The organism is Oceanicaulis sp. (assembly GCF_051859625.1).
In the GTDB taxonomy this organism is placed as follows: Bacteria; Pseudomonadota; Alphaproteobacteria; order Caulobacterales; family Maricaulaceae; genus Oceanicaulis.
The window spans coordinates 1010148-1030249 of record NZ_JBHYFH010000001.1; the positions used below are offsets into that span (position 1 = coordinate 1010148).

At 62.7% G+C, this 20102-nt stretch carries 14 protein-coding genes; 5 read left to right on the top strand and 9 right to left on the bottom strand.

From position 1 onward, the window contains the following. Window positions 1-6 precede the first annotated feature (6 nt). Together ACTIGF_RS04890 and ACTIGF_RS04895 are read right to left on the bottom strand one after the other, a co-directional pair. Window positions 7-1836, bottom strand: a complete 1830-nt coding sequence (locus tag ACTIGF_RS04890; RefSeq protein ID WP_439635799.1) for an ABC transporter ATP-binding protein — start codon at window positions 1834-1836, stop codon at window positions 7-9. A 122-nt stretch (window positions 1837-1958) separates the two neighbouring features. Continuing rightward, complete coding sequence (locus tag ACTIGF_RS04895; RefSeq protein ID WP_439635800.1) at window positions 1959-4562, bottom strand: valine--tRNA ligase; 2604 nt, start codon at window positions 4560-4562, stop codon at window positions 1959-1961. Between the two features lie 202 nt (window positions 4563-4764). Here ACTIGF_RS04895 and ACTIGF_RS04900 point away from each other — a divergent pair, with 202 nt between their 5' ends. Continuing rightward, window positions 4765-5532 carry an enoyl-CoA hydratase/isomerase family protein gene (locus ACTIGF_RS04900; RefSeq protein WP_439635801.1) on the top strand — a complete coding sequence of 256 codons (768 nt, stop codon included), beginning with the start codon at window positions 4765-4767 and terminating at the stop codon, window positions 5530-5532. Window positions 5533-5535: 3 nt separating this feature from the next. On the opposite strand, the gene ACTIGF_RS04905 is transcribed toward ACTIGF_RS04900, so the two are convergent. Continuing rightward, on the bottom strand, window positions 5536-6735 hold the full coding sequence (locus tag ACTIGF_RS04905) for a methionine gamma-lyase (RefSeq protein ID WP_439635802.1): 1200 nt from the start codon (window positions 6733-6735) through the stop codon (window positions 5536-5538). A gap of 113 nt (window positions 6736-6848) precedes the next feature. On the opposite strand from ACTIGF_RS04905, the gene ACTIGF_RS04910 reads away from it, so the two are divergent. Continuing rightward, window positions 6849-7304, top strand: a complete 456-nt coding sequence (locus ACTIGF_RS04910; protein ID WP_160092689.1) for an Lrp/AsnC family transcriptional regulator — start codon at window positions 6849-6851, stop codon at window positions 7302-7304. A 4-nt stretch (window positions 7305-7308) separates the two neighbouring features. On the opposite strand, the gene ACTIGF_RS04915 is transcribed toward ACTIGF_RS04910, so the two are convergent. Next, the gene (locus ACTIGF_RS04915) at window positions 7309-7926 is read right to left on the bottom strand and encodes a class I SAM-dependent DNA methyltransferase (RefSeq protein ID WP_439635803.1); all 618 of its coding nucleotides are present in this window, start codon (window positions 7924-7926) and stop codon (window positions 7309-7311) included. A gap of 240 nt (window positions 7927-8166) precedes the next feature. Between ACTIGF_RS04915 and ACTIGF_RS04920 the strand changes: the two genes are divergently transcribed. Further along, window positions 8167-9975, top strand: a complete 1809-nt coding sequence (locus ACTIGF_RS04920; RefSeq protein ID WP_439635804.1) for an ABC-F family ATP-binding cassette domain-containing protein — start codon at window positions 8167-8169, stop codon at window positions 9973-9975. 72 nt (window positions 9976-10047) lie between these two features. On the opposite strand, the gene ACTIGF_RS04925 is transcribed toward ACTIGF_RS04920, so the two are convergent. Then, the gene (locus tag ACTIGF_RS04925; protein WP_439635805.1) at window positions 10048-11127 is read right to left on the bottom strand and encodes a DUF2855 family protein; all 1080 of its coding nucleotides are present in this window, start codon (window positions 11125-11127) and stop codon (window positions 10048-10050) included. 57 nt (window positions 11128-11184) lie between these two features. Next, window positions 11185-11940, bottom strand: coding sequence for a polyphosphate kinase 2 (gene ppk2 / locus ACTIGF_RS04930; protein ID WP_439635806.1), 756 nt, complete (start codon window positions 11938-11940; stop codon window positions 11185-11187). A 65-nt stretch (window positions 11941-12005) separates the two neighbouring features. Here ppk2 and ACTIGF_RS04935 point away from each other — a divergent pair, with 65 nt between their 5' ends. After that, window positions 12006-13367, top strand: coding sequence for a DUF1254 domain-containing protein (locus ACTIGF_RS04935; RefSeq protein ID WP_439635807.1), 1362 nt, complete (start codon window positions 12006-12008; stop codon window positions 13365-13367). A 1-nt stretch (window position 13368) separates the two neighbouring features. Here the strand turns inward: ACTIGF_RS04935 and ACTIGF_RS04940 are convergent, their stop codons facing one another. The 3 genes from ACTIGF_RS04940 to ACTIGF_RS04950 all read right to left on the bottom strand — a co-directional run bounded on the left by ACTIGF_RS04940 (window position 13369) and on the right by ACTIGF_RS04950 (window position 18875). Beyond that, the gene (locus tag ACTIGF_RS04940; protein WP_439635808.1) at window positions 13369-14892 is read right to left on the bottom strand and encodes a flavin-containing monooxygenase; all 1524 of its coding nucleotides are present in this window, start codon (window positions 14890-14892) and stop codon (window positions 13369-13371) included. An 87-nt stretch (window positions 14893-14979) separates the two neighbouring features. Next, window positions 14980-16641 carry a carboxylesterase/lipase family protein gene (locus ACTIGF_RS04945; protein WP_439635809.1) on the bottom strand — a complete coding sequence of 554 codons (1662 nt, stop codon included), beginning with the start codon at window positions 16639-16641 and terminating at the stop codon, window positions 14980-14982. Window positions 16642-16766: 125 nt separating this feature from the next. Further along, a complete protein-coding gene (locus tag ACTIGF_RS04950; protein ID WP_439635810.1) occupies window positions 16767-18875 on the bottom strand; it encodes a TonB-dependent receptor domain-containing protein in 2109 nt (702 codons plus the stop codon). Between the two features lie 167 nt (window positions 18876-19042). Between ACTIGF_RS04950 and ACTIGF_RS04955 the strand changes: the two genes are divergently transcribed. Continuing rightward, window positions 19043-20065, top strand: coding sequence for a DUF6607 family protein (locus tag ACTIGF_RS04955; protein WP_439635811.1), 1023 nt, complete (start codon window positions 19043-19045; stop codon window positions 20063-20065). The last annotated feature ends 37 nt before the right edge of the window (window positions 20066-20102 follow it).

The window sequence follows — 20102 nt, forward strand, 5'->3', positions numbered from 1 at the left end:
TGCGACTTATTTGATCGGATCGTGCTCGGCCACCCAATGGCCTGGCGCCACTTCGATCAGCTGCGGGCGGTATTGCTCAGCATCCGGATCATCAATCCGCTTGGATTTCATGAAACGCAGCTGGGCGCGGCTGTCGAGCGGACTGGGAAGGTCGCCGGTCAGCTCCAGGCGTTCGCGATTTTTCTCGATCTCGGGATCCGGGATCGGCACCGCGCTGATCAGGGCCTGGGTGTAGGGATGGCGTGCGTCGGTATAAATCGCCTCACGGTCCGCCAGCTCAACAATGCGGCCCAGATACAGCACCATGACCCGGTGAGACACCTCGCGCACGACCGACAGGTCGTGGGAGATGAACAGCATGGACAGGCCGAAATCCTTCTGAAGTCCGATCAGCAGCTCGATGATCTGCGCCTGGATGGACACGTCGAGCGCGGACACCGCCTCGTCGCAGATCACCAGTTTCGGCTTCAAAATCATGGCGCGGGCGATCCCCACGCGTTGGTTCTGGCCGCCGGACAATTCGTGCGGATAGCGGTTGATCATGTTCGGATCGAGGCCGACCCGCTCCATCATCGCCTTCACCTCGACCTCGCGCTCCTTAGACGACATGCCCTTACGGAAGGTGAGCATGGGTTCGGCGATGGAGGCGCCGATGCTCATGCGCGGGTTCAGGGACGCCAGCGGGTCCTGGAAGACGATCTGCAGATCTTCGCGCGCATCACGCAGCTCTTTGGGTTTGAGCGAGAGCAAATCCTTGCCGATCCAGCTCACCGAGCCGGCGCTGGCGGGCACCAGACGCAAGACCGCACGCGCCAGGGTGGATTTGCCGCATCCGGACTCGCCCACAATGCCTAGGGTCTCGCCCTCTTTGAGTTCAAAACTGACCCCGTCCACAGCCTTCAGGGGCTTGGTCCTGGGGAACAGGCCGCCCCCGACCACGACGGGGAAATGCACCTTGACGTCATCGGCCATAAGCAGCGCCTTGTCGTCGCCGATGGCTTCATGCGGCGGCAGGGCTTCATGACCGGGCTTGTCGGGCTGGTCGATGCGCGGCATGGCGTCCAGCAGCATCTGGGTGTAGGCGTGCGAGGGGGCGTTGAAAATGTCATAGACATCGCCGCCTTCCACATACTCGCCGTGTTTCATGACCTGCACCCGGTCGGCCATGCGCGCCACTACGCCCATGTCATGGGTGATCAGCGCAATCGCCGCGCCGGTCTCCGCCTTCAGCTCGTCCATGATGTCCAGAACCTGGGCCTGAACGGTCACATCAAGCGCGGTCGTCGGCTCGTCGGCGATCAGAAGGTCAGGCTCGCACAGCATCGCCATGGCGATCATCACGCGCTGGCGCATGCCGCCCGACAGCTCGTGCGGGAATTGCTTGAGACGCCGCGCGGCTTCGGGAATGCGGACCCGTTCCAGCCAGTCCAGGCAGCGCTTGGTGGCGGCGTCGCCGCGCAGATCGGTGTGGATCTTCAGAACTTCCTCAAGCTGGGAGCCCACTTTCATGTGCGGGGTCAGCGAGGTCAGCGGGTCCTGGAAAATCATCGTCATGGACTTGCCGCGCACAGCATTGAGCTTGGAGGGCGGCAGATTCAGGATTTCCTGACCGGCGTATTTGATCGAGCCTTCCGCTTTGCCGTTTGAGGCCAGAAGCCCCATGGCCGCCAGGAAGGTCTGGCTCTTGCCCGATCCGGACTCGCCCACAACAGCGAGGCATTCGCCTGGCGAGATTTCCAGATTGACCCCGCGCACGGCGTGGACTTCGCCATCGGGCGTATCAAAACGCACATTAAGGTCGGATACCTGAAAGATCGGCGCAGCTTTGGCAGTCAAAACGGTGGCTCCAGAGGCAGAGACTTCTATGGGAAGTCCTGCACAATAGCTGCTGCGCGTCTCAACGCCAGCGCGCTCGGCGCCGCACGGCCCAGCAGCGCCGCGCCCCGGAAGGCGAAGGGTCAGCCCTCCGCCTTCTTCTCCTCAATGATCAGGTCCATGGACACGGTGAAGCGCTCGTCCGGCGAGGGGACGGAGGCGACGCCAGCCGGGGCGGTTTCCGCCCGTACGATCTCGCCTGCGCTCGTGACGGCCATCAGGTCTTCGGCCGTCTCGCCGATCAGCGCGGCGACCGAGCCAGCGCCCTGCCCGGAAATCGTCAGCGTGTTCGCGGCCGTCTTCATCGAGACTTGCGCTTCAGACTTCACCTTGCGAGCCGCGGCGAGGATCTGGACAAACGCCTCGCCTTCTTCAGCAAAGACGCCCGCTGGCGCCTGCGCGTCCGCTTTGGGCCACATGCCACGCGCATGAACCGTGGACGGCGCGCCCTCGCGGTCCCCGATCAGAACTTCGTACAAAGCGTCGGTCACATAGGGAATGAACGGCGCGAACAGCCGGATCAGGGCGTCGGTCGCATGCCACAGCGTATGCACCGCCGAGATTTCCTCGGCGTTGGGCTGGCCTTCAAACCGGGTGCGGCGTTTGACGATTTCCAGATAGTTGTCGCAATAGGTGCGCCAGAAGAAATCCTCGATATCGCGTTGAGCCGCGGCGTACTCGTAGTTCTCGAACGCCTTGGTCGCCTTGGCGATGGTCTGGGACAACTCGCCCAACAGCCATTGATCCAGCGGATGGCTGATCAGACCGCTCTCGATATCGGTTTTCGGCGTCGTCGGCTTCAAGGCGCCCGCGGCGTCAGCGGCTTCAAGGCTCATCGCGGCAAGCTTTGAGGCGTTCCACAGCTTGGTGACCAGACGCTTGCCCTGTTTAAGGGTGTTGGGCGACATAGCCGTGTCCTGGCCGAGGCGCGACGTGCCGGTCCAGTAGCGCACCGGATCGGAGCCATATTCGTCGAGCAGTTTGATCGGATCGATCACATTACCCTTGGATTTGGACATTTTCGAACCGTCAGACGCCAGACACCAACCCGAAATGGCGATGTTGGACCACGGGACCTTGTTCTCGTGATGCAGCGCCTTGACGATGGTGTAGAACGCCCAGGTGCGGATGATCTCATGCGCCTGCGGACGCAGCGCCATCGGGAACTGACGACGATGGGACTCGATATCCAGCGCATAGTCTTCATTGATCGAGCGGGTGTTGAGCTGGGGGCTGACGGATGACGTCGCCCAGGTGTCCATCACATCGCGCTCGCCCTCGACCTCATGGGCCTCATAGCCTTCGGGCAGATCAGAGGTCGGGTCGACCGGCAGCTGGTCCTTGGACGGGATCAGGATCTTGCCTTCTTCGCCCGGACGCTTGGAATACCAGACCGGCAGCGGCACGCCGAAATGGCGCTGGCGCGAGATGGACCAATCCCATTTCAGCCCGTCCACCCAACTTTCAAAACGCTGGCGCATATATTCAGGACGCCAGGTGATCTCGCGGCCCTTCTCAAGGATCTGCTCCTTGAAATCGAGGGTGCGGATGAACCATTGCGGAGTGACGATGATCTCGAGCGGCGCGCCGGAGCGTTCCGCGATGGGGATCACCTGATGAGTGGCTTCCTGCTTGATCACCAGATCTTTTTCGATCAGCCGCTCAAGGATGGCCTCCTTGGCTTTGGCGGCCTTCAGTCCCGCCAGCGCCTCCATGGTCGCTTTCGCGCTCTCAAGGTCCAGGCACGGCCAGTCGTCCGTCCCCAGCGGCAGCGTGTCGATCATCTTGCCGGCCTGGTCGATGACGAGACGCAGCGGCAGTTTGTGGGTGCGATACCACTGGATGTCGGTGACATCGCCGAACGTACAGCACATCACGATGCCGGTGCCCTTTTCAGGGTCCACCGTGTCCTCGGCGTAGATCTCGACCGGCACGTTATAGAGCGGGCTGATGGCGCGCTTGCCGATCAGCTCACCCGCGCGCGGGTGATCAGGGTGGATCATCAGGCCGCCGCAGGCGCCGATCAGTTCAGGGCGCGTGGTGGCGATGATCGCAGGCTCCAGCCCGCCGCCCTCGATCTCGAACGGGATATAGTTGAGCTTGCCTTCGCGCTCGGTCTCTTCCACCTCGGCCTGGGCGATGGCGGTTCGATCCGCCGGATCCCACAGGGTCGGCTCCAGGCGGCGCTCCAGCAGGCCCTTGTGAAAGAGGTCCAGGAAGGACATCTGGCTGACCGTCCGGCTCTCGTCGGAAATGGTCTGGTATTCGCGGCTCCAGTCCACAGACAACGCCAGACGCGAGAACAGATCGCGGAATTGCTGCTCGTAAGGCGGGATCACCTCTTTGCAGAGCGCCACGAAATCCTCACGCGACATGGTGCCGCCGCGCACCTTCTTCACCTTCTCCACCAGGCGCTCGGTCGGCAGGCCGTTATCATCCCAGCCGATCGGATAAAGCACGTTGCGGCCGCTCATCCGCATATAGCGCGCCATGATGTCGGTCTGGGTGTAGGAATAGACATGGCCCACATGCAGCGCGCCCGACACGGTCGGCGGCGGCGTGTCGATCACGTAATCAGAGTCCGCCGGCGCGCTCGGATCCCAGACAAAGGCGTCGTCCTCGGCCCAGCGGGCGCGCAGGGCGGCTTCGGAAGCTTTGGCGTCGTACTTGTTGGGAAACGGTTTCATGAGGGCGGACCGATATGTCTGGAGAGAAAGCGGAAGGGTGGCTGGTCTTAGACGATTTTTTGCTGACGCAAAAGGCGAGCACAGCTAGCGTGGCGCCATCACCCAGGAAACCGAGCAAGATCGCAACACGAACCGATGGCGCCGCGCTCGCGACAGGGTCGGAGGGACAGCAAACCGATCCGGCGCGCATGAAGAGATGATGATGACTTACGACTATATCCAAACCCTCCGTGACGACGCCGTTCTGACCATCCGCATGAACCGTCCCGATGCGATGAACGCGCTGATCCCGCCCATGCTCGAAGAACTGATCGACGCGTTTCATCGCGCCGAACACGCAAACGGTCCCTCGGTGATCATCGTCGAGGGCGCAGGGCGCGCCTTCAGCGCCGGTGTGGATCTGAAAGTGCTCTCCGGCGCCCAGCCGAAAGCGGGCCGGGTCGGCTCGGTGTTTGACGAACCCGCCAGCCGGGTCATGCAGGCCGTGCGCGCCAGCTCCAAACCCGTCATCGCCAAAGTGCACGGCGCCTGCTTCACCGGGGCGCTGGAATTCGCCCTGCATTGCGACTTCATCCACACCACAGACGACACCAAATTCGGCGACACCCACGCCAAATTCGCCATTCGCCCCACATGGGGGATGAGCCAGACTTTGGTGGATGCGGTGGGGCTGCGCCGCGCCAAGGAAATCTCATACTCGGCGCGGACCTTTTCAGGCCAGGACGCCGCGGCGTGGGGGCTCGCCAACGCCAGTCATGACAGCAAGGACGCGCTGGACGACGCCGTAGCCTCACTGGCCAAGGACATTGCAGCGAACGATCCCGCCACCGTAGCCGCTTACAAGTCGCTGCACGCCATCGCGGAAACCCATGACGTGCCGGCCGGCATCGCGGCGGAATCCGCCGCCGAGTTTCCCGAGATCACCGACACGCTCAATCGTATCGGCGGGTTCCTGCGGGTCGTGAAGTAGGCCCTAAGCCATCAGCGCCTGTTCAAGATCAGCGAGGATGTCGTCTGCATCCTCAAGCCCCACCGACAGGCGCACCAACCCGTCTGAAATGCCGTGCAACGCGCGTTCTTCGGGGCTGTAGGCGGAATGGGTCATGGAGGCCGGGTGCTGGATCAGGGTTTCCGCATCCCCAAGGCTCACGGCGCGCAGCGCCAGCTTCATGGCGTTCATCATCGTGACGCCCGCCTCATAGCCGCCCTCAAGCTCGAACGCGATCATGCCGCCGAAATGGCGCATCTGGGCCTTGGCGAGCGCGTATTGAGGCCCGTCTTCGAGCCCCGGATAGGCGACGGTGCGCACCTGAGGATGCGCCTTCAGCCAACGCGCGACGGCCAGGCCGGTCTGGCTGTGGCGCTCCATCCGCAAGGACAGGGTTTTCAGCCCGCGCAGGATCAACATGGCGTTGAACGGCGACAGGGCGGCGCCCGTCATATCCTTCAGACCATAAAGGCGCACCCGCTCCATCACCTCGACCGAGCCCACGGCGATCCCGGCCACCAGATCGCCATGACCGCCGAGATATTTGGTGGCCGAATGCACCACCACATCGGCGCCCAATTCGATCGGCCGGGTGATCAGCGGCGTGGCGTAGGTGTTGTCGATCACCGTCAGCACGTCATGGGCGCGCGCGACCGCTGACACGGCGGCGATATCCACCAATGTCATGGTGGGGTTGGCGGGGGTTTCGAAATAGACGACGCGGGTCTTGTCGCTGAAGGCGGCGATCACGGCGTCAATATCGCTCATATCCACATGGCGCACCTTGATCCCGAACCGGGCGAGCCCATGATTCAGGAACGAAAACGTGCAGCCATAAAGCGCCTTGTCGGCGAGGATTTCATCGCCCGGCTCCAGCAAGCTCCACAACACGGACGTGATCGCGCCCATGCCCGACCCGAAACTCACCCCCGCCGCCGCGCCTTCAAGATCAGCGATGCGCCGTTCCAGAAGATCCAGCGTCGGGTTGGAGATGCGGGTATAGAAATGGGCAGGTCGTTCGCCGGAAAACGCGGCGCCGGCGTCCTCGACGGTCTCGAACGCGAACGTTGATGACAGATGCAGTGGCGGGACCAGCGCACCACCTTCTTGGGCCGGCTCATACCCCGCATGAATGGCGCGGGTGGAAAAACCGGGTTGGCGGGTGATTGGCGCTGATCCGTCCACGTCGTCGTCCTCCCTGACTGACACGCGGCAGACTACAGGGGAAGAACAAGCAGAGGCTTGCCATTTCAGCCCCGCACTGTGTTCAATTTGGCAGATTCTGCTAATATGCGCCCATGGACAGCACTGATCGACGCCTTCTCACCGCGCTCCAGCAAGATGGACGCATCAGCAATCAGGCTCTGGCCGACCAGATCGGCCTGTCGCCCTCACCCTGCCTGAGACGCGTGAGGGCGCTGGAAGAGCGCGGGCTGATCACCGGATATGCCGCCCTTCTGGACCGCACAAAGGCAGGCCTGCCGATCACGGCCTTCCTGCGCATCAAGCTGGCGAACCACGCCCCCGCCACGGTCAGCGGCTTTGAAAAGGCGATACTGAGGCTCGACGAGGTTCTGGAATGCCACCTCACCTCCGGGGCGGAGGATTATCTGCTGCAGGTCGTGGTCGACAGCCAGGCGGGGTATGAGCGCTTCATGCGCGAACGTCTGCACCCGGTGCCGGGCATCGCCGCCATAGAAACGAGCTTCGCCTTCGGCACGGTCAAACGCACGACAGCCCTGCCGCTGGACTGAGCCCTCAGACGGGCTGCAGCACCACAAGGCGGCATTTGTGGACGTGATAGTCCGCTTCATCTGCTTCGCGGATCCTGACCTTGCCCGTCCCTTCCAGCGCCTTAAGGTGAGCCGGGTATTTGTCTTCGTCCCAGACATCCTCATGCACCGTCGCGACAATGCTGCCGCCGGGACGCGTAATGCGCACCAACTCGTCAAAGCCTTGCGGACCCACATGAGCGTGGGTGAACGCGCCGACGCAGATGATCGCGTCATAGGCGTTATCGGGATAGTCGAGCGTTTCGGTCATGTCCGCTTCGCGCAGGTCCTCATAGACCTCCTTGCGACGCGCCAGGGTCAGCATGTCGGGGGACAGGTCCATGCCGTCCACATGAGCGTAGCCACGCTTGTTCAGCTCGAGACCTGCGAGCCCCGTGCCGCAACCGGCATCCAGAATGCGGATGGACGTGTCGGGGTGAAGCGATGCGAGCTTGTCGCTGGCGATCGCCGGCGCCACATAGCCCATGCCTTCCACCGTATCGGTGTCGTAGTTCTGAGCCCAATCCTTGTAAGCATCTCGACACTCTTCGGGATCGCCACTCAAGTTGTAGATCCGGTCAAGAATCTCATTTTCAGATTTCACGGCTTTTTTCTCCAAAAGTTACCGATGCGATTACTTATAAACGGAAACGATCGCGGAATCCATTTCATGGTCTTAATCTTTAACTTCAAATCGCTTTTTCATTTTCCAGTATATTTATATGAATTTTTCTTTTCAGGTTGCACATCTGACTCAAGCAACTTCTCGGGCGTGCTCCACAATCCCTTTGCATCCTGATCTGCAAGGGTGACAGCGCTGCGCCCCTCCGCTAACGGCTAAGTCATGTCTGCACCGCTCCTGACCCTCACCGACACCCGCCTCACCTTCGGGGCGACGCCCCTGCTCACCGGCGCCGATCTGATCGTGCGCGAGAATGAGCGTATCGGCCTTGTGGGCCGGAACGGATCGGGCAAGTCCTCCTTCCTGAAAATCGCCGCCGGAATCATCGAGGCCGATAGCGGCGAGCGGTTCGTGCATCCCGGCTCCACCTTGCGCTATCTGCCGCAAGAGCCTGACCTGACGGGTTATGACAGCGTCATCGCCTATATCCGCGACGGTCTGGCGCCTGGGGACGACGCCTATCGCGCTGATTACCTGGCCGAGCATCTGGGTCTTGATCCCGAGGCCGATCCCGCCACCCTGTCCGGCGGTGAGGCGCGCCGGGCGGCATTGGCGCGCACCCTGGCGCCCCAGCCTGACATCCTGCTCCTGGACGAGCCGACCAACCACCTCGACCTGCCGGCGATTGAATGGCTGGAGGGCGAGCTGAACGCCCATCGCGGCGCGCTGGTTCTGATCAGCCACGACCGGCGCTTTCTGGAGAACCTGACCCGGCAAACCATCTGGATCGATCGCGGAACGACCCGCCGCCTCGATCGCGGCTTTGCGCATTTTGAAAGCTGGCGCGACGAGGTGTTTGAGGCCGAAGAGCTGGAGCGTCACAAGCTGGAACGTCAGATCGCGCGCGAAGAAGACTGGATGCGCTATGGCGTCACCGCGCGCCGCAAACGCAATGTGCGCCGGGTGGGCGAGCTGCAGTCCATGAAGTCAGATCTGAAGAACTGGCGCGGCCCGCAAGGCGCCGCCAGCCTGTCGGTCAGCGAGGCGGACCGCTCAGGCAAGCTGGTGATCGAGGCCGAGCATATCAGCAAGGTCTATGACGGGCGCCCGATCTTCACGGACCTCTCCATCAAGATCGCCCGCGGCGACCGGATCGCCCTTGTGGGGCCCAATGGCGCGGGCAAGACCACGCTGATCAAGGTTCTGACCGGTCAGATCGAACCGGATTCGGGCAGCGTGAAGCTGGGGACCAATCTTGAGATCGCCAGCCTGGACCAGCGCCGTGCGGCGCTGAAGCCGGAGTGGACCGTCACCGAAGCCATCGCGCCGGGCGGCGGCGAGCGCATCGAGGTGGCGGGCAAGACCAAGCACGTTCAGGCCTATATGAAGGATTTCCTGTTCAGCCCCGAACAGGCCCGCACGCCGGTGCACGCTTTGTCCGGCGGCGAACGCGCCCGCCTGATGCTGGCGCGCGCCCTGGCGCTGCCGTCCAACCTGTTGGTGCTCGACGAACCGACCAACGATCTTGATCTGGAAACGCTGGATCTTCTGGAAGAACTGATCGGCGATTATAACGGCACCGCGCTTCTGGTCAGTCACGATCGCGACTTCATCGACCGTACCGCCACCATGACCATCGCCTGGGAATCCGACGGCGTCTGGCAGGTCTATGCCGGCGGGTATTCGGACATGATCGACCAGCGCGGCGAAGGCGTGAAAGCGCGCAAGGCTGAAGAGAAAGCCGCCAAGGCCAGCAAGGCGAAAACCGACAAGCCCAAAACCAAGTCCAGCGGCAAGCTGAGCTTCAAGGACAAGCACGCCCTTGAGACCCTGCCCGGCGAGATCGAGAAAATCGAAGCGAGTCTCGCTCAGCTCGAAACCGAGCTGGCGGACGCCAATCTGTTCATGAAGAACCCTGATCGCTTCAACGCCGCCACGAAAGAGCATGCCAGGCTCACTGAAGACAAAGCCGCCAAGGAAGAACGCTGGCTGGAGCTTGAAATGCTGCGCGAAGAGATCGAGGGCGGCTGAGCGCAGAAAACAACACCACGCTTGTGAGCGTCCCTCTCCCCCTTGTTCAAGGGGGAGAGGGTAAACCAGACCCTACCCCAGCTTGATCGTCATGGCGGCGGCGGCGTCGAACTGGCCACCGATCAGGGCGTCATAGGCTTTAAGCGCCCCTTCGCCGCCCTCCAGCTCCTGCTCTTCAAACAGTTTCTGACCGGCCTCGGCGAAACTCATCCAGGCCGCGCCATAGCGGCGGCCGAACTCCTCGCTGCCCCAGGCTTTCATCCGGTCTCGCACATGGTCAGGCGCAAAGAAGAAGACCGGTTTCGGCCCCGGCATGGCGCCAGGCGGTGCGGAGTTCTCCCAATGGGCGCCGCCGACGCGAATATTGCCGATGAGATCATCAGCCAGCGTTTCATGGATCGCCTTGTTCACCTTGGAATCACCAGCGAAATCCACAACCAGGCGTCGCGGTTCAGGCTTGAAGTCTTCGATCTCGTCATAGGTGCTGACGACATCGTAATAGCCGGTGCGCTCGACAAAGCCCTTGTTGCGCGCCGAGGTCAGCGCCTCGATTTTCACGCCCTCGGGATGATCAGCATGCAGCAGATGCGCCAGGGCCAGCGCCGTCTTGGACGAGGCGCTGGTCAGCGTGATCTGACCGGCGCCCAGGAAATCATGGTCGCGCAAATGCAGGTCAATCAGGAAGGAGGTGATGAACAATGGCTGCAGCACCATCTGCGCGGCTTCACGCTCGGGCGCATAACCCGGATCGCCCGCGCAACGCACATAACGGTTATAGGCGCCGGGCAGGTCCGCGCGATGCGGCGAGACATCCTGAAACGAGCCCGGTTTGACCGCATCCACGGTCAGGATCACTTCGTCCGCCGCCGGCCAATAGCCATAGACCCGCTCGCCGACTTCAAGACCGGACGCTTTGCTTTCCGCCACATCGGCGAAGCCCCAGACCGGCAGGCGGCCTGAGCCGTCTTCCGCCGGGAAGAAATCCCAATAGCGCATGGGCGCGCCGAACGCGGCGTAAGTGATATTGTTCGCCGTCAGCGCAAAGCGTTTGATCGCCAGCCGCGCCTGCCCGTCGCTCAGCGGCTGCGGCTGGGTGTCCACCAGCTTGGCGTCGGAAATATCAGCTTTATTGATGGCCAGGGCCCAACCCATGGCGTCCTCCCCAAATTGCGCGGGCGGTGATCCGCCTCATCGAATGTTAGTTAAGCACTAATGTTCCAGAAAGTCTGTCGCTCTGTCACCCTTTGACCAGATCCGCAGCACACCCGGGTCCACCGGCGTCAGCGGATAAGGATACTCGATGCCGGGAACGGCTGACAGCAGATCACGGATCACCGCCAGCCGGGCGGCGCGCTTGTCATCAGCCTTCACCACCCGCCAGGGGGCGGCGTCGCCGGTTGCGGCCAACATGGCGTTGCGCGCCTCTGAATAGGCGTCAAACTTCTCCATCGCCACGGCGTCCACGGGCGAGATTTTCCACGTCTTCAGCGGATCGTTCTTGCGCGCCTCAAGCCGGTCCGCCTGCTCGATGCGGGACAGGTCGAGATAGTATTTGAGCACAATCAGCTCATCATCCACGAGCAAGGTTTCAAACGGGTCCACATCGCGCAGGAAGCGCACATACTCCTGCTCGGAGCAGAACCCCATCACCCGCTCGACCCCGGCGCGATTATACCAGGAGCGGTTGAACAGAACCATTTCGCCCGCTGACGGCAAATGGTTGACCCAGCGCTGGAAATACCAGCTCGCCCGGTCCCGGTCAGACGGCTTGCCCAGCGCGACCACGCGCGTTTCGCGCGGCGACTGGTGCTGCACAATGCGCTTGATCACGCCATCCTTGCCGGCGGCGTCTCGCCCCTCGAAGATCACCAGAAGCTTGCGGTCATCAGCGATCAGATGACGCTGAAGCGCCACCAGATTGACCTGAAGCGGGTAGAGCTCGGCTTTATAACTATCCTTGTCCATGGCTTCAGCCTTGCGCGTGTCGGATAACCGCGCAAGGCTGATCAGCTCCGGGCGGAGGGCGAGACATGCGACAGATCATCGTGTTGGCGGGACTGGTGATCGTGATGGGGCTCATCATGATCGGCGCATGGCCCATATTGACAAAAAACCCTGACGAGCTGGACTTGCGTGCGCTCGGCGAGCGGTCCGGCCACGCCTATATTTATGGCTATCCCCTCGTGCTCAGCGATGTCACCCGTCAGGCCTTTCTGGCGCGCGCCGAGACGCCGGCTCTGAACACGCTCTATCACCGACGCACGCGGCCAACCCATGAAGACCGAACCGTCGTCCGCCCCAATCTGGATACGCTGTACACGCTGGCCTTTCTCGACCTGTCTGAAGGCCCCGTCCTGCTGAGCACGCCGGACTTTGGCGAGCGCGACTGGATGTTTCAGGTGCTGGACGCCTGGACCGAGGTCGCAGGCGCGCCCAGCCGACGGCTGAATGGGTCAGGCCCGCATGACGTCCTGATCCTCGGCCCGGACCAGGCCCTACCCGATGACCCGGACAGGGCGGTGATGCAGCTGCCCACCCGTACGGCCTGGCTGATCGGACGGATCGCCATTGCGCCCAACGAAGACCTCAGCCCGGTTCATGCGCTGCAAGATGCTGTGCGCCTGACCGGCGCCGCCCCTCTCTCGCAACCGGCGCCCATCGACGGCTTGCCGCCTGAGTATGTGAACGCCCTGAACGCTGACGCGTTTTTCACCCGTATGGCGGAGGTGATCTCCGCCTCTGACCCTGACACGGACGCCCTCAATGCGCTCACACCTCTGGGCTATGGACCGCAGTCGGAAAACAGTCCTGGAAAGCTGGGGCCGCTGGCGCGCTGGGCGGTGAGCCGCGGCGTTTCCATCGCCCGACAGCGTCTTGAGGAGGGATTGCGCGACCGCCCTTATGGCCCCACACACTGGCGCACCTTGCGAGAGGGCGTCGGTGAGTATGGTGAGGATTATGCGCTGCGCGCGGGGGTCGCCCTGATCGGCCTTGGGGCGAACCGCGCCGAGGATGCGATTTATCCCAATACGGACATCGACAGCGAGGGCGCGCCGCTAACAGGCGATCATGCCTATCAGATTCACTTTGGAGCGGATCAAATGCCGCCCGTGGACGCCTTCTGGTCCGTCACCGTCTATGATGCGCAAGGCTATCTGATGGATACGCCTTCCGATCGGTATGCGATCCACAGCCAGTCAGACCTTGTGCGCGATGCTGACGGCGGATTGACCCTGACGTTCAGCGCCGAACCCCCGATGACAAGACAGAGCAACTGGCTGCCCGTCCGTGCAGGCGAGCCCTTTGCGATCACCGCCCGGCTCTACTCACCCCAACCTGACGCCCTGAACGGCGCCTGGGAGATGCCCCCGGTGGAGCGGGTGACTGAATAGGCTACTCCGCCGCCTCGCGGAACGGCTCTTTGGCGTCAAACACCTGATCGCCCGCGGTGCCAAAGCGCACATGGCCGTCCGCCAGCTTGCCAAAGCGGATCGCCAGCATGTCCTGGATATAGTTCTGATAGGTCCGCCACGGCGTCGTCGCCCCCTGACGCGGCAGGGTCGGCAAGGCCCGCTGGACATAGCCGGACGAGAAATCGAGCAGCGGCAAGGTCTCAAGATCCGCAGGCGGGACCGGCACCACATAATCGAGATTGCGCGTTTTCATGTGGTTGATCAGCCGGCACACACGCTCCGCCGTCAGGTCCACTTTCAGCGTCCACGAGGCGTTGGTGTAGCCGAAGGCCAGAGCCGCATTGGGCACGCCTGACAACATCATGCCGCGATAGGTGACATGCTCGGGCGCGTTGAAGGCCTCGCCATCCACGCTGATGTCGATGCCGCCGCCCACCAGCATATCAAGCCCCGTGGCGGGAATGATCAGATCCGCCTCCAGCGTTTCGCCCGATTTGAGCGCGATGCCCGTTTCGGTGAAGCGCACGATCTGATCGGTGACGATATCGGCCTCGCCCGATTTCAGAACGTCGAAGAAATCGCCTTCCGGCGCCAGGCAGAAGCGTTGATCCCACGGGCGATAGCTGGGCGAGAAATGCTTCTCGACGTCAAAGTCTTCGCCCAGCTCGTCCTGGATGGCCTTGAGCACGCCCTTTTTCACCCAGTCCGGCCAGCGCCGCGACAGCTGGAAGACCAGAATGGCCTGCAGCACATTCTTGATCCGCGTCAGCGAGTAGGCGGCTTTGGACGGCAGGATTTTGCGCAGGAAGTCCGCTGTCTTGTCCACCGAAGGCCGCGCCGCGACATAACTTGGCGAGCGCTGCAGCATGGTGACGTGGGCCGCCTTCTCCGCCATAGAGGGCACCAGCGTGATCGCGGTCGCGCCCGATCCGATCACCACCACGCGCTTGCCCGAGTAATCATAGCCTTCGGGCCAGAGCTGGGGGTGGATGATATCGCCCTTGAAATCCGCCATGCCCGGAAAGTCCGGCATATAGCCGCGCTCATAGCGGTAATAACCCGAGCACAGCACCATGAATTTCGAGCGAAAACGCTTGATCTCGTCAGACCCGTCAACCGCCACCTCCAGCGTCCAGCGCGCGTCCTCAGTGCTCCAGTGCGCGCCGACCACCTTGTGGCCATACCGGATGTGCTCGGAGATGCCCGCTTCTTCCGCCGTGTCGTTGACATAGTTGCGGATGGAGGGGCCGTCCGCGAATACCTTGCCGTCCGTCCAGGGGCGGAAGGCGTAGCCAAACGTGTACATGTCGCTGTCAGACCGAATGCCGGGATAGCGGAACAGATCCCATGTGCCGCCTAACGCCTGACGTGATTCCAGGATCAGATAGGACTGATCCGGACAGCGGTGTTGCAGGTGCCAGGCCGTCCCGACGCCGGACAGGCCAGCGCCGACAATCAGCACATCAAGTTCCGCCTCGACGGGCGTCGAAAGGGTTGCAGACATGTGTTCCTCCCCGGCGGCTTCGCCGCTCATTAGAGAGGTAGTGAACACCGTTCTCTTCAGGTCTGCAAGTGAAATCCCCTGAGCGTCCTAACAGGTTGAAGCCGCGAGAATCGGATCGGCCAGCCCGGGGCGCCAGTCCGCCAGCGCTCGCGAAACCGCGCAGGATTGCGCCGGCGTCAGTTCTGGATCGGCGTTCAGATCCTGAAGCAAGGCGTCCAGGCTGTCTCCCCCCTCAATGACTTCGGCGCCGAGAGAGTCAAAGCGCAACACTGCGGCGTCACGGGTCGCCCGCGGCCAGACAGGCCCCCCCGCATCACCGGGGGCGCCAGTGCGGGCGAACTCCGCCCAATACGCCCCCATGGAGTGCGCCAGAATTTCGCGCCCTTCAGCGTTCTTGCGATGGAACAGGAAAGGATCGAGCTTTCCGAAGAAATCGAAATTGTTGAACACGAACGGGATTTCCATGGCGTGCGCCGCCCCGAAGATTTCGGAGAAGTCCGTGGTCAGGAGCCGCCCCCCTTCATCCCAGTCAAACCGGTAGGTCCACACATCCTCAAGCCCGGCTGCGGCGAAGTCGTCAATGGCCTGCTCAACCGCCAAAAGGCGCCAGATCCGCGACTGATACACGCTCAGACGGTCATAATAGACGGGATCCTCAGGTGCGATCAGGATGCCGAAACGGCGGGTGGTCAGCTCGGGATTGATGGCGTTGAAGAGCTTCATCTCGTCGCGATTGGTGCCTGTGATGACCGGCACGGCGTTGAAGGCGTCCAGAGAGGTGAAGGCGCTCGTCAAACCCTCGGCCGGCAAGGTCACGCCATCGGCGATGACGCGCGGCAGGGTTTCGTCGGAGAACTCGCCTTCATAGGCCGCAAAGACCTCATCCATTGACAGGGTGCGCAGGCTTTCACCGGTGATCTCGCTCGCCCCCATGCGGCCCGCCGCCGCCATCGCCGCGTTTTGCGCATGATCGAGCGGGGCGCTGTCGAAAATGCCGGACTGGATGATCGCGCGGTCAAACAGGTCCGCGCCATAGGGCGACGCCAGCAGCGCGGCGACATTGTGCCCGCCTGCGCTTTCGCCAAAGATTGTGACGTTGGAGGCGTCGCCGCCGAACTGGGCGATTTCGCGCTGGATCCAGTTCAGCGCCGCCACATGGTCCAGCAAAGCGAAGTTCGCCCCCTCTCCCGTATCGGCTGCAGGGTGGGCGAAGAAACCGAGCGGACCGAGCCGGTACTGGATAACGACCACGACCACATTCTGCTCCTGAGCCAGCGTGGCGCCGTCATAATGGCTGGCATAGCCCCAAGTGTTCGATCCGCCATGAATCCACATCATCACCGGGCGATCAGCGGAGTCTGGTCCCGCGCCCGCAGGCGCATACACATCAAGTTTCAGGCAGTCCTCGGAGCCGAAGAGCGAGCCGGACTCGCGGCCTGTCGCCTCCGCGCTCAGAGCGTTGACGATCTGCGGGCAGGGGTCTGAATGCTCCAGCGCTTCAAAGCGGGCGGACCAGGACTCGACCGGTTGCGGCGCCCGCCAGCGGTTCTCGCCCGCCGTCGAGGCGGCATAGGGCAGGCCCAGCCAGGACTGGGCGCCGCTCTCATTCACATAACCGACCACCTCGCCGGTCGAGATCTGGCGCAGGGTGCTGTCATCGGCTTGCGGCGCGGGAGGTTCAGACGCACACGCGCCCAACACACTGACCATGACCGCGGCGCACAACGCCTTGAAATTCACCTGTGACATGAGCGCTCTCCCTGCATTCGCGCCGGCAGAGTGTCCTGTCTGCGCTGTCATAACAAGCCGGAAAGACAAGAAAAAAGGGCGCGCCCGCGTCCGGACGCGCCCTTTGGGGCAGGCGTCGGCCCTCTCTACCAGGCGCCTGTCCAGGTCAGGTCGATGCGTACGCTGCGGCCGGCTTCGGACACGCCCGCGAACACACGCTCATAGTCTTCGTCAAACACGTTATCGACGCCGAGATTGATGCGAAGCGGCTGATCCGCCAGCGGCGTCCACCCGGCATACAGATCCAGCACCGCATAGCCGTCACGCGCCTCAGCGGCGCTGTCGGCCTTGTCGAAATCAGCCGCAAAGGCCACACGCCCCCCAAGGGAGAGACGCTGGGGTTCGAACGTATAGCGCGCGTTCACAAACCCCATCACCGGCTGCAGCGCGCCCAGCGGCTCGCCCGTGGCTTTGTCCTCGCCATCCACTTCAAAGACCGAGCCCGACAGCTCGAACGCTCCGACCGAATAGGCCGCCGCGATCTCGAAGCCTTCCAGTTCCGCTTCCGCCAGATTTTCCGAATACGTCGTCCCCGCCGAGCAGGGCTGGAAAGGCGGTGCGAAACAGGTCGGGTTGAAGGCGAAGTTTACATTGAGATTGATCAGGTCTTCAGCGTCCGTCTGGAACCAGGCGCCCTTGATTTCAAACCGATCATCGCTCGTGAACAGGCCCTGATGGCTGAAGGCGGCGCCGATCTCGAGGGTTTCGGTCTGCTCGGGCTTCAAATCCGGATTGGCGATGAAGCTGTTGGTGATGAAGACCGGCGCCCCCAGGATCGGGTGCGGCAGGGAGAAGTGCGTGTCGCTGAGATAGAGCTCGTTCAGCGACGGCGCCCGGAACGCCTCGGCCCAGCTGCCGAACACGCGCACATTGTCATTGGGCGCCCAGGTAGCCGCGATGCGCGGGGAGACCGCGTCGTCATCATTGCTGTCGGCCTGGTCTGACTTGCTCTCAAACTGGTCAAACCGCACGCCGGGCAGGACAATCAGCTCACCAGCCGCGCCCAGGTCGAGCGTGCTCTCAAGCTGCGCCCAGACGCCGGTGAAACGGGTCGAACCGCTGGGCACGCCGCCGCGCACACCGTCAGCTGTGGCGGAATCCGTCCCCTCCTGTTCGTCTTCATACCATTCCACGCCCGTCACCAGCGCCATGTCGAGACCGCCCAGTGCGAACTCAGCGCGGTTCTCGGCCCGGATGCCGGTGGTCGTCAGATCGCGCTCGATGAAGCGGTTGAGGCTCTCATCGGTTTCATCCACCGCACCGATATTGTGATAGAGCGTCGTCTCAAGATTGATCAGCGGATTGGACGGGGCGACGCGCAGGGTTGCCCGCAGGCTGTCAGAGGATACGTCCTTGTTCATCAAGGGGTTCAGGCTGTCCACGCCCGCCGCGCCCTGCCCGTTATTGGGCTCGACGCTGTCATTGCGGAAGCTCAGCCAGCCCAGCTCCAGCTCGACAGCCTCGCTGATCCGCCACTCCCCGCCCAAAAGGCCCGAAACGATGTCGTCCTCAACCGTCAAGGCGTCGCCCGAGCCCAGCTCGATATCGCCGGACTGACGCAAGCTGAGAGCGGCGACGCCTGCAAACGCCCCTGTATCGCCGACCAGAGCCACCGATCCGCGGCTCTCTTCATTCACAGACCGATACCCCGCCGAAGCGCGCACGCCAAAGCTTTGGCCGTCGTCCAGAAGATCGTCAGCCTCCAGGGTTTCGAAAGCAATCACGCCGCCCGCAGCGCCCGATCCATACAAGGAGGAGGCGGACCCGCGCACGCTCTCCACCCGCCCCAGCAAGGCGGGGTCCAGAAACAAGACGCCGTCATGGGCGCTGTTGAAATTCTGACGCGCGCCGTCAATCAGCAAGGTGACGTTTTCCCGGCCCAGCCCCCGCAAGCTCAGGGTCTGACCGGTCCGGCGCGGCCCGCCCGAAACCTCCAGCGCCGGAATATCTTCCAACAGTTCAATGAGATCGGTCGGGCGGTTCTCATCCAGCGCCTGCAGCGAGATGGCGCTGGTCAGGCCCGGATAGTCAAAATTGGTCAGCTGGGTGCGCGTCGCGGTGACCACGATCACATCTCTGGCTTCTGCGCCCTGTCCGGCGTCAGCCTCGGCCAGCGCCGGCGCTGTCAGCGCCAGAAGCGAGACGCTGGCCGCCAGCCAGCCGCGCCCGTCGAATTTGGAAATCATTGTTCTCATGTCTCGCCCCTGATTGCGAACCGTTCTCATTACGCGACTGAATGGCGCAGGTCATTTGCGATTGCAAGTAAGAATCTTTCGCATTATGCAGATCGCAGATTGGCGATACACGCCTGACCACGATCCGCTCGCCGTTCTGCGGCGGCGACCCAGACAGGGGGACACAGATGACCAAACTTCGTTTCATGACGCTCGCCACCGCCAGCCTGGCCGCGGCATCGCTCAGCGCCTGCGCCAGCACCGGCGCCCAACACAACGCGTCATTCGCCGAAGCGCCGTACACGCACAGTCATCTACAGGCGGACCTGGAAGCGGACCGTCAGGCGATCCTCGCCATGGCGGGCGAGTACGAGGTGACGTTTGATTTCACCGAATTCCTGCCGATCTCGGCTGGGTATGAGCTGGCCGACCCGAAAGTCACCCCGGCCCGCGAAGTGGTTTATGTGATCGCCGATGACGGCGACTTCATCTCGCTGCAGCATTTGTTGCTGGTCGGCGATCTGGAAGACCCGTTCGTGGTCAAGCACTGGCGTCAGGACTGGGCGTACGAGCCTTCGCGCCTGATGGCCTATCAAGGCTTCGGCGAGTGGACCATGGACGTTCTGAGCCCGGACCAGTCACGCGGCGCCTGGTCGCAAACCGTCTACCAGGTCGATGACAGCCCGCGCTATGCCGGGATCGCCCGCTGGGAGCATGCGGACGAGGCCTCCACCTGGGAGCCGGCGCGCAGCTGGCGCCCGTTGCCGCGCCGCGACGCCACCACGCGTGATGATTACGACGTCATCGAGGCGGTGAACCGGCACACGATCCTGAGCTGGGGCTGGACCCATGAACAGGACAATTCGAAAGTCGTGCTGCGCGACGGGCAGGCACGCGAGCTAGTCCGCGAGCACGGCATCAACACCTATCGCCGTTACGATCTTGAGGGCGATCACGCCGCGCAAACCTATTGGGACGGCACCGAAGCGTATTGGGCGGATGTGCGTGCGGTCTGGGACGAGATTCTGGAAACCGCAGATCGCTTCACCGCCGAAGACGATGCGGAAGGCTCCATGCTTTACATGCCGGTCCTGAACGAAGGACAGGCCCTGCTTGATGGCGAACAGGACGCGGACACCGCTTTCAGCCACGCTGCAGAGGTGATGGAAGCGCAAATCACGGTAGACGGCGCTCCGCTTGACGTGGAGTAAGCACGGGCCACCTAGGCCCAATAAAAAGCCCCGGCGG